Annotated in this window: 8 protein-coding genes; 4 read left to right on the forward strand and 4 right to left on the reverse strand. The window is 45.5% G+C overall.

Annotated features, from left to right (window positions below; all coding sequences use genetic code 11):
* Positions 1 to 88 precede the first annotated feature (88 nt).
* The gene (dacB, locus tag F6J94_RS24150) at positions 89 to 1,024 is read left to right on the forward strand and encodes a D-alanyl-D-alanine carboxypeptidase/D-alanyl-D-alanine-endopeptidase (protein WP_293044836.1); all 936 of its coding nucleotides are present in this window, start codon (positions 89 to 91) and stop codon (positions 1,022 to 1,024) included.
* 190 nt (positions 1,025 to 1,214) lie between these two features.
* On the opposite strand, the gene F6J94_RS24155 is transcribed toward dacB, so the two are convergent.
* On the reverse strand, positions 1,215 to 2,027 hold the full coding sequence (locus F6J94_RS24155) for an SDR family oxidoreductase (protein WP_293044838.1): 813 nt from the start codon (positions 2,025 to 2,027) through the stop codon (positions 1,215 to 1,217).
* Positions 2,028 to 2,035: 8 nt separating this feature from the next.
* On the reverse strand, positions 2,036 to 2,239 hold the full coding sequence (locus F6J94_RS24160) for a hypothetical protein (protein ID WP_293044840.1): 204 nt from the start codon (positions 2,237 to 2,239) through the stop codon (positions 2,036 to 2,038).
* On the opposite strand from F6J94_RS24160, the gene F6J94_RS24165 reads away from it, so the two are divergent.
* Positions 2,227 to 2,412: a hypothetical protein gene (locus tag F6J94_RS24165; RefSeq protein ID WP_293044842.1), complete on the forward strand. Its 186-nt coding sequence runs from the start codon at positions 2,227 to 2,229 to the stop codon at positions 2,410 to 2,412. The genes F6J94_RS24160 and F6J94_RS24165 overlap by 13 nt on opposite strands.
* 71 nt (positions 2,413 to 2,483) lie before the next feature.
* On the opposite strand, the gene F6J94_RS24170 is transcribed toward F6J94_RS24165, so the two are convergent.
* Together F6J94_RS24170 and F6J94_RS24175 are read right to left on the reverse strand one after the other, a co-directional pair.
* Positions 2,484 to 4,073: a B12-binding domain-containing radical SAM protein gene (locus tag F6J94_RS24170; RefSeq protein WP_293044844.1), complete on the reverse strand. Its 1,590-nt coding sequence runs from the start codon at positions 4,071 to 4,073 to the stop codon at positions 2,484 to 2,486.
* 411 nt (positions 4,074 to 4,484) lie between these two features.
* Positions 4,485 to 6,203 carry an aminotransferase class I/II-fold pyridoxal phosphate-dependent enzyme gene (locus tag F6J94_RS24175; RefSeq protein ID WP_293025712.1) on the reverse strand — a complete coding sequence of 573 codons (1,719 nt, stop codon included), beginning with the start codon at positions 6,201 to 6,203 and terminating at the stop codon, positions 4,485 to 4,487.
* Between the two features lie 427 nt (positions 6,204 to 6,630).
* Between F6J94_RS24175 and F6J94_RS24180 the strand changes: the two genes are divergently transcribed.
* Both F6J94_RS24180 and F6J94_RS24185 read left to right on the forward strand, forming a co-directional pair.
* The gene (locus F6J94_RS24180; RefSeq protein ID WP_293044848.1) at positions 6,631 to 8,451 is read left to right on the forward strand and encodes a fatty acyl-AMP ligase; all 1,821 of its coding nucleotides are present in this window, start codon (positions 6,631 to 6,633) and stop codon (positions 8,449 to 8,451) included.
* Between the two features lie 262 nt (positions 8,452 to 8,713).
* Positions 8,714 to 9,484 carry an aspartyl/asparaginyl beta-hydroxylase domain-containing protein gene (locus F6J94_RS24185; protein ID WP_293044846.1) on the forward strand — a complete coding sequence of 257 codons (771 nt, stop codon included), beginning with the start codon at positions 8,714 to 8,716 and terminating at the stop codon, positions 9,482 to 9,484.
* Positions 9,485 to 9,614 lie beyond the last annotated feature (130 nt).

A 9,614-nucleotide genomic window follows, 5' to 3' on the forward strand; every position in this document is an offset into this window, starting at 1 on the left:
TTGGTAGTTTAGGGTTTTATCCCAAACTACCAAGGCTTTTTTTGATCTGTTAGTGCTTGTTGAACTGTAGCAACACGACTACCTCACTATGACCCAATTGAATTATTGGTTGAAATCCTTAGGAATGCTAACTGTAGCTGTGCTGACTACGGTAACTCCTATTACTTCCAGGAAAGCTAGCGCTAGAACAGTTGCGGACTTAAGGCAACAGGAAAAATCTCTGGAAATTTCTGTGGTTCCTCCAGAAATAGCTCCGACCGATTCCATTAAAATCCCTGTTCCTCCTCCGGAAACGAACAAGAATGGCATTTGTCCGGAGTTTCTGCCACCAGTAATTGACTCGATTATCGATCATCCTTCCTTGGCGAGAGGGAAATGGGGGATTTTGGTTGAATCATTATCAGAAGAAAAGATTTTCTACAGCCACAATGCTAATCAATACTTTATCCCTGCTTCTAACATCAAACTATTAACTACAGCGGCAGCATTAAACAAGCTTCATCCCAATACTCCGATTCGCTCTAAGTCAATGGAAGAATGGGTGAAGATAACGAATCTAAAAAGCAACAATAGTTATGCTGATACCTTATTGCGCTATATTGGCGGGTCAGAAGTAGTGCAGGATGCTTTGGCGGAATTAGGAGTTAACCCTAATAGTTATCGATTGGTAGATGGGTCTGGCTTATCCCGGAAAAATTTAGCGACTCCGGAGGTATTTGTAACCACTCTCAAAGGGATGAGTGATGCTAATAATAATGAAGTTTTCTTCGCTTCTTTACCAGTTGCGGGAGTGAGCGGTACTCTGAAAAATCGGTTGCGTCATCCCTCTACACAAACCAAAGTTCAAGCCAAAACCGGCACCCTCAGAGGAGTGAAAGCTCTGTCTGGATATCTAGAACATCCCGATTACGGAACTATTGTGTTTAGCATCATGGTTAATCAACCATCCCAGTCAGGCAAAGTCTTAGAAAAGGGAATTGATCAGATCGTTCTGCGCTTAACTCAGCTGATGCCTTGTAGTTGATAGAGAGGCTGGGGAGATGGGGAGATGGGGAGATGGGGAGATGGGGAGATGGGGAGATGGGGAGATGGGGAGATGGGGAGATTTTTATTAAGGGTAATTATCCGACTCCCGACTCCCGACTCCCGACTCCCGACTGTCTAATCCTTCAAACTAGTCTTCCCCCTATTCCCTATTCCCTATTCCCTATTCCCTATTCCCTATTCCCTGCAACAATCCGATCAAAATACCAATTCAATACCGGAGCGAGCAAGCTATGGAACCGGCCTAGTAATCTCATCTCGAATCCTGGCATGATCCCAAACTGCTTTTTCTCAATACCTCGTACAATCTGATTCGCTACAGCAGTTGCACTCCACATCTGGGCACTGCCAGTAATCATCTTAGTTTCCAAGGGCTTGGTTTTATTTTCTGCTTCCAGTTGTGGGGTATCGGTATCGGGAGGATAGACAATAGAAACATGAATACCTTGGGGCTTTAACTCACCGCGCAAGGATTCCGCTAAACCCCGCAGGGCAAATTTACTGGGACAGTAAGGGGTATAGCCATAAATACCAATCAGTCCAGCACCGGAAGATAGCAGTACAATATGACCCTTTTGTTGCTCTACCATGCTGGGTAGTACTGCTTTAATTGCATAGAGGGAACCAAAATAGTTAACTGCCATGGTTTGTTCAAATACCTCTATGGGCAGCTCTTGGAAGTAACCGGGATGAGCAATACCAGCGCTAGTGATTAATAGGTCAGCCGGACCGATTTGGTCAATTGCTTGGTCAATAGCTGCTTCTACCTGTATCTGCTGGGAAACATCAGCAGAAATAGTGATAATTTTTGCTTGCGGATGCCTTCGCATCCCTTCAATCTCGACTTTAGCCTGCTCTAGCTTAGCTGTATCCCTAGCAATCAAGGTCAGATTAGCTCCCTTCTGGGCTAATAATTTGGCAGTAGCTTTGCCAATCCCACTGGAACCCCCTGTGATAATAGCGTGCTGTTGATTGAAGGTCATGGTTGAATCTATAGGGAACAGGGAACAGGGAACAGGGAGTCGGGAGTCGGGAATCGGGAATCGGGAGTCGGGAATCGGGAATCGGGAATCGGGGGCGTTGGGTCAGTCTTGGAATGAATAGGAGTAGAGTGGGCATCCTGCCCGCGCGAAAATATTGATAACGGGCAAGATGCCCATTCCACAGATGCCCATTCCACAGATGCCCATTCCACAGATGCCCATTCCGGTCACGGGCAAGATGCCCATTCCACAGATGCCCATTCCACAGATGCCCATTCCGGTCACGGGCAAGATGCCCATTCCACAGATGCCCATTCCGGTCACGGGCAAGATGCCCATTCCACAGATGCCCATTCCACAGATGCCCATTCTACCTGACTCTTAAAATCATTCCATTATTAAGCAACGCCCCCTACTCCCTACTCCCTACTCCCTATTCCCTAAACTAAAAATGAATTATGCGATCGCGGATTCGCTTACCGCCACTTCCTCATTCTTAGCTGGTAAAGGTGCTGGTTTATTAGTCATAAATTCAGCCAGCTGAGCCTCAATTTGGTCACGAACAATTTGGCGATATTCCAGGAAGTGTTCTGCGTAGGCACAAACCACAAAGAAAGAGCCCACAACTTTCGGTTTCTGCTGAATCAGCTTAAACAGACTATTCCAGAAAGTCCAGCGGGTCTTACGAAGAACCCCTTGTCGCCAGCATATGGTCAGTAGCGCCCGGATAATCACCCAATCGATCGGACGAGATACACCATGCCTTGGTAGACCCAGCTTCATAAAGTAGTTGTAGATGCGGTTTAAAAATCGCTCTGGGTCATACAGAGTCCAAAACGCCTCCACATATTCACGAGCAATTTCTTCCACTGGCCGAGTTGGCACAAAATTGATCAAAGTGGTTTGGTTAATATTAGCCCCACCATCGAGAAGTCGTCCTTCTTTTTCAAGGCGATGCCACAGAGCAGTATTAGGCAATGCCTGCAACATACTAAACAAGGCAATAGGAATCGAGGTTTTCTCAATAAACTGGACAATGCGATCGCCTGCGCCAGGTTTTTCCCCATCAAAGCCCATGATAAACCCTGCCATCACCCTGATACCTGCCTGGGTAATTGCATCCACGGATTCACTCAGAGAATCTCGAGTATTTTGGAACTTTTTTGTCAGGGTAAGGCTGTCTTCATCAGGAGTTTCAATGCCCAAAAAGACCTCTTTAAAATTACAATCGACCATCAGGTCCATCAGTTCTTGGTCTTGAGCCAAATCCACTGAAGCTTCTGTGGTGAAGCTAAAAGGATACTCGTGTTCAGCCATCCAGACTTTCATGGCTTTCAGCAGAATCTTGACATTGCGCTTATTGCCAATAAAGTTGTCATCTACTAGAAAAATCCCCCCTTGGAAATTCAGTTCTAAGAGGCGTTCTAGTTCAGCTAACAACTGCTCGGGAGTTTTGGTGCGGGGTTTGCGACCGTAGAGGACAATAATATCGCAGAATTCGCACTGAAATGGACAGCCCCGAGAGAACTGGATTGCCATGGTGTCATAGGCTTCCAGGTCGAGAAGATCAAAGCGGGGGATTGGGCTCTCAGTCACATCCGGCTTCTCACCATTAGCACGGAACACCCCTTTAGTCTCGCCCCGTTCAATCGCTGACACAAACATCGGTAGGGTAATTTCCCCTTCATCCAAAATCAAGTAATCTGCCCCAGCCGCTTCCGGTTCGTGGGGTGAGGTAGTCGGGTAAGGACCACCCACGGCTACCTTTTTCCCACGGCGCTTAGCTTCCTGAATGTGCTCAAGGAAATCTTTTTTCTGGACGATCATACCTGAGATAATCACTATCTCAGCCCAATCCCATTCTGCCTCCGTTACCTCAGATACATTGCGGTCAAGCAGTTTAAAGGACCATGTCTGAGGTAATATCGCCGCTACTGTCACCAAACCTAGGGGTGGCATCAGTGCCTTGTGATTCACCAACTCAATGGTTCTCTCCATTGACCAGAAACTTTTGGGAAACAGAGGATATAGCAGTAAAACTCGCATAAGTAGCACCTGAAACGATAGTTAGGTTTTCCGGAATTGATTTATCCGAATTTATCAATTGATCAAAGCTGGCTTAACTTAACCAGAGTTGGAAAGATGTCGTTGGCGGATTACCTGTCAGCCACTAACTATTAGGTTAGGTAAATATTAGGTAGGTAACGGGGTGGGAGACTATTCCCCAGTTAGTTACTAAGGTTTGCTAATATATATAGTCTGATCCCCGAGTTAATTTCCACTCAATCCGCCAACGGGGTTTGTAATCTGTAAGTTGCCAGTTTTCCCTTAGATTTACCTGTCAGTAGTTATACTTAGCACCGGCCTCAACTGAGAGTTACCCCTTGTTAAGGGATCATCAATAAGCTCAGGTTATGACCGTGTGCAGTATAGTTACTATCAGATAGTTACTCTTAGTTACTCTAAGGGTGATATCTGGGTACTATCGTCCTGCTGGAGCTTTGCTACTTCTTGAGCCAGGGTGTTCACCGTAAAGCGAATTTGCTCCTCCGTATGGTTACAGGTGATAAAGAAGCGCAGGCGGGCAGCATTTTGTGGCACCGACGGGTAGAACATAAACGGGACATTGATACCACGCTTAAACAGATTCTGAGAGAGTTGCACCGACTTCAAGGCATCTCCCACAATAATTGGAATCACCGGAGAATCTTTACTCGTCCCTGTGTTGAGTCCCTGTTTCTGGGCTAATTCCAGGAAAAGTTTAGCTCGCTGGTGCAACAGTGCAACTCGCTCTGGTTCTGCCTTGAGTAGCCTTATGGAAGCCAAGACCGAGGCTGCATTAGGGGGGGCTATGCCAACACTATAGACAAATCCGGGGGAGGTATACTTGAGGTATTCTACCACAGCAGCGCAACCAGCAATATAGCCACCGCAGCTAGCAAACGACTTGCTGAGGGTACCCATCCACAAATCTACATCAGCGGGATCAACCCCACAGAACTCACCAACCCCTCGACCGTGTTTGCCCAGTACCCCGATGGAGTGAGCTTCATCTACCATCAGGAAAGCTTTGTGGCGTTTCTTGACTGCAATGAACTGAGGCAAGTCGGGAATGTCACCATCAGTACTGTAAACCCCTTCGATCACAATCAGTACCCGTTGATAGTGGTGACGACGCTCCTGGAGTATTTTCTCCAATGCCTGACAGTCATTATGAGGAAAAGCAATAATGCTCGCTCCCGACAGGATGCATCCCTGTAGAATACTGTTGTGGCTCAGAGAATCATGTAAGATTAGGTCGTTTTTGCCAAATAAGTGACTAATAGTAGTTACGTTAGTAGCATGACCGCCCACATAGACGATACTATCCTCAGTACCAATAAACTCAGCAATTTCTTTTTCGAGCTCTCGATGTAACGGTTTTTCCCCTGACAACAGACGGCTAGCACAGGCGGAGGTACCATAACGATCAATGGCATCCTTTGCTGCTTGAGAAATAACTGGGTCACCACACATCCCCAGATAATTATAAGTGGCATAATTAATCAGTTCTCGGCCACCAATCTGTGTGGTATTGTTTACCACCCGTTCTTGGGGGGTAAAGAAAGGATTGTTGACCCCCAGCGCTTTGATTTCCTCCTGTTGCAATTGCAGTTTGCGGTATTCTGGGTATAGGTGGAAATTATGGTATTCCGGTGGGATATCTTGGTTGTCTAGCTTTTCTGCATCTTGATTTGGGATTAGACCGTTTTTGGCCGATAATATATGACCATTCGTTTCGGGTATTGACCTCCTTGACGAGGTTTCTAGGTGAGCTTGTGAGTTTCCTGTTGGTTGTTTAGCAACGTATTCCGCCAAATACTCAGCCAATGCCTCAATATTGTCGTGATCCCATAAAAGGGTTGGGGAAAGCCGATGTCCAAGGAAATTCTCCAGCTCTCCGGATAGGTTGACAGCTTCAATCGAATTCAAACCATAATCGGTAAAATCCCGATGAATATCGATTTCTTGGGCATCCAGCTCAAGTACTTCTGCTAGCTTGGACACTAACCAAGTCGCAATGCTTGATGCTGCTTTAGATAATTTTGGGGAACTGACGGTAGATTTGTGATCACTCGTAACCATAGTGGTCGGTGAGCTTTCTTTCCCGTTCCAGACCTGGTTCAACAATTCCATGTTGCACTCCTTCACCACACTAAAAGATTAGATCACCCAACTCCAGTTACTGGCACTGGGTGATCGTCTGCCCTTACCCCTCCATGACTTTTCGATCATTGAGTCTAGTTGTGAACCTTCAACAGCTAACAATGTTCTAAACAGAGATTATGCCTCTATTTCGGTCTAGTTGTCACTCTTGAAGCCAATGAATTGCTATTTTTGGGGTTGACTTGATGGTTATTTTGCCACGAACTACTAAAACTTGTGAAAAATTCTATCAATCAAGTCAAGTCTACCCTCTTGCGCCGATAGCGTTTGACAGGTAAGCTATTTTTCATCTAAAAATCTGTTTCGTAAGATGCAGATTTTGTTGATTGGGTCTGGTAACCTCGCCTCTAGGCTTGGTATGAGGGGAAACTACGCAAGAATAATGCGCGATCGCATAATGGCAAACCATAAAGCTAAATACTCCAACTTAGTCGATCTCGTGGTCGATAGAGCGATAAACCAACCTAACCAAATTGCTTACACTTTCCTAGCAGACGGGGAAACAGAATCTGGTCATCTGACCTATCAACAGTTAGATCAACAAGCCAGAGCCATTGCTGCTCAGCTACAGTCTCTAGTTGCCAGGGGCTCCCGTGCCTTATTAGTCTACCCCTATACCGCTGGTTTAGAGTTCATTGCCGCTTTCTTTGGGTGTCTGTATGCCTCAGTTGTAGCAGTGACCGCTAATCCCCCCCGGTCGAAACAGGCTATTGCCCAATTACAGCAGCGGGTCATTTCTTCCCAAGCCACAGTAGCCCTTACTACCACAGACTTATGGAAAAGAATCCAGCAGCAGTGTGCCTCGAATCCAGAATTAGCCCCAACCTTAACTGAACTGTCCTGGATAGAAACCAACGAAATTTCCCCGTCTCTAGCATCAGACTGGATTGAAACCGAGCGCCCAGATCAGGATAGCTTAGCCTTTCTACAGTACACCTCCGGTTCCACCGGTACGCCAAAAGGGGTAATGGTGACCCATGGCAATATCCTGTACAACTCAGCCTTGATCTATCAGTGCTTCGAGCATACCCTTAACAGTCAAGGAGTGATCTGGTTACCCTTGTTTCATGATATGGGCTTGATCGGTGGTGTGATCCAGCCCATCTATGGGAGATTTCCCGTTACACTCATGTCACCAGTAGCCTTGATACAGAAACCAGTTTGCTGGCTGCAAGGGATTTCCCGCTATCAAGCCACCACCAGTGGTGGTCCCAATTTTGCCTATGACCTATTGTGTCGCCAGGTCACTCCGGAACAGATGGAAACTCTAGACCTCAGCAGTTGGGAAGTAGCGTTTTCCGGTGCTGAACCGATTCGAGCCGAAACCCTAGAACGGTTTGCCGAGACCTTTGCACCTTGTGGGTTTAGACCAGAAGCATTTTACCCCTGCTACGGTATGGCTGAAACCACATTATTTATTTCCGGGGGATTGAAAGCTAACCCTCCGGTGATTAAGTATGTTGAGCAAGGTGCCCTAGGACAAAATCAGGTGGTAGCTGCTACGAAAGACCAACAGGGAACACAAAGGATTGTCGGCTGTGGTCAGCCCTGGTTAGATGATCACGTGGTAATTGTTGACCCGGAAACCCTAATAGAGTGTCCAGAGAATAAAGTCGGCGAAATTTGGGTATCTGGTTTAGGTGTGGGCAAGGGCTATTGGAATCAACCAGAGGAAACAGAACGGACATTTGGTGCCTATATAAAAGACACCGGCACTGGACCATTTCTGCGCACCGGAGACTTAGGATTCCTACAAGATGGGGAACTTTTTATCACCGGTCGCCTCAAAGAATTGATGATCCTCTGGGGAAACAACCGCTATCCCCAGCATATTGAAGCCACTGTTGAGAAGAGTCATCCAGCCCTGCGACCCAACGCTAGTGCAGCGTTTTCCGTAGATTTAGAAGGGGAAGAACGATTAGTGATTGCTCAAGAGATAAAGCGGAATTACCTTAGACACTTAGTGGTTGATGAAGTAGTGGCAGCCATTCGTCAAGCAGTAGCCCAAGAGCATATTGCTGATGTTTATGGGATTGTGCTGCTCAAAACCGGAAGTATTCCCAAGACCTCTAGTGGGAAGATTAAACGTCGGGAATGTCGGCTGCGATTTCTTGATGGAACTTTAGAAGCAGTAGGTGAATGGCGACAGAGTCAACAACAGCCGCGTAGTATTACCGATCTGTTGAGTCAGTTGAATGTTGGTGGCTCAGAATCCTAACGTTATTATTGGGATGATTTAGGGATCCGTCTAGGAATTGTCATAATTTTTGATGCCATATTACCTACTCCCAGATCCGCTGCTCCCTATTCCCAGATCCGCTGTTCCCTATTCCCTTTGCTATTAAATGTGTTAAAGATTACTAATTACCAGTTACTAATTGCGACCATCACTAGCAATTTATGAATTTTTTTAGCAACCAGTCAAAAAAATAATTATGTATGGTAAAATATACCTCTAAGCGCAGCTAATTTAATTAACTATGAAACGTTATTTAGAGGCTCTTAGGGAAAAAGCCAGAAATTTCCTGATCTATGGTATTGGGAAAACACTTATCTACAAGTTGGAAAAGCTAATTACTAATTATTCATTAATTGGTAATTCAACCTTCTTTGAGCCTGACCAATTTAATTGGGTGGAAGAGTTAGAATCTCAATCGATGAGGATTCGCCAAGAGCTCGATCAAGTCTTGAAATATAGAGATAGTCTACCCACCTTCCAAGATATTTCCCCAGACCAGGGATATTATCTCAGCACAGATAATCGCTGGAAAACCTATGGCTTTTATGGCTATGGAATTAAATCTCAACAAAATTGTAAAAACTGTCCGGAAACCACTCGTATTATCGAAAAAATTCCAGGTATGAAAACGGCCTTTTTTTCAATCCTATTACCTGGTAAGCATATCCCTGAACACAGGGGACCTTATAAAGGGGTAATCAGATGTCTTCTAGGATTACGTGTTCCTGAACCAAAGGAAAATTGTCGGATTCGTGTTGGTAACGACATTCGCTATTGGGAAGAAGGAAAAGCGATGATATTTGATGATACCTTCCCCCATGAGGTATGGAATGAAACCGATGGAATCCGGGTGGTTTTATTTCTAGATATTGTTAGACCCCTCCGTTTTCCTGCTTCATGGATTAATCTATTATTTATTAAACTAATTGCTTGGTCACCCTACGTTCAAGATGCTATGGCTAATCAGAAGAAATGGGAAAAACGCTTAGATAAGGTGTTTGCTGGCTCTTGAAGAAATAGGGAATAGGGAATAGGGAATAGGGAATAGGGAATAGGGAATAGGGAATAGGGAATAGGGAATAGGGAATAGGGAATAGGGAATAGGGAATAGGGAATAGGGAATAGGGAATAGGGAATAGGGA

This window comes from Moorena sp. SIO1F2, assembly GCF_010672755.1.
Lineage (GTDB): Bacteria > Cyanobacteriota > Cyanobacteriia > Cyanobacteriales > Coleofasciculaceae > Moorena.